At 62.6% G+C, this 932-nt stretch carries 2 protein-coding genes; both read left to right on the forward strand.

All coding sequences use genetic code 11. The features are described from left to right. Positions 1–2: 2 nt before the first annotated feature. On the forward strand, positions 3–152 hold the full coding sequence (locus ACYVDE_RS24425; RefSeq protein ID WP_460504119.1) for a hypothetical protein: 150 nt from the start codon (positions 3–5) through the stop codon (positions 150–152). A 72-nt stretch (positions 153–224) separates the two neighbouring features. After that, complete coding sequence (locus tag ACYVDE_RS24430) at positions 225–749, forward strand: acyl-CoA thioesterase (RefSeq protein ID WP_460504118.1); 525 nt, start codon at positions 225–227, stop codon at positions 747–749. Positions 750–932: the final 183 nt, after the last annotated feature.

Consider the following 932-nt stretch of genomic DNA (forward strand, 5'->3'; position numbering starts at 1 on the left):
GGGTGGGCGGCCGGCTGGTAATTCCGGTGGGCGACGCCCAGTCGCAGCGCATGGTGCGCGTGACGCGCGAAGGGCCCGAAAGCTTCGTGCGCGAGGAATTCGACACGTTTCGGTTTGTGCCGCTGCTGGGCGCGGGCGGCTGGCGCAGCTGAGGCGGCCGTACCTTTGCGCCCGATTAGTCGGGCCGTGCCACCCCACGGCCCATCATTTCATTTTTCCGTTTTATGCGCAAGCAAAAACCCGTTTCCGACTCGTTCGTCATCATGACCGAGCTGGTGCTGCCCAACGATACCAACACGCTCAACAACCTGATGGGCGGCCGCATGATGCACCTGATGGACATTGCCGCCGCCATTGCGGCCCAGAAGCACTCCAATCGCATCGTAGTGACGGCTTCGGTCGACAACGTGTCGTTTCGCGACAGCATCCGGCTCGGCAACGTGGTGACGCTACAGGCCCAGGTAACGCGCGCCTTCAGCTCCAGCATGGAAGTGCACATCGACGTGTGGGCCGAAGACATCCCGAGCGGCACCAAGATGAAAACCAACGAAGCTTTTTTCACCTTCGTGGCCGTCGACCAGTCGGGCCGCCCTATTGACGTGCCCGAGGCAGTACCCGAAACCGAAGACGAAATTCGCCTTTATGAGGGAGCCCTGCGCCGCCGTCAGCTGCGCCTGGTGCTGGCCGGCCGCATGAAGCCCGCCGAAGCGCAGGAATTGAAAGCCCTGTTTGCGATTCCAAACGACTAATCCGGCCGCAGCCGCACCTTCCACTTACTGATTTTTGCTCCTGCCATGTCCGACGAAAAGCTGGCGTTCCTGCAAAACTTCTACACCGACGTCACCCTCTACATACCGGCTGAGCCCGGTGCGCCGCTACCGCCGGCCGCTACCACTGTGGCACCACCGGCAGCAGCGGCCAAGGCCGCGCCG

Source organism: Hymenobacter agri, from assembly GCF_054778495.1.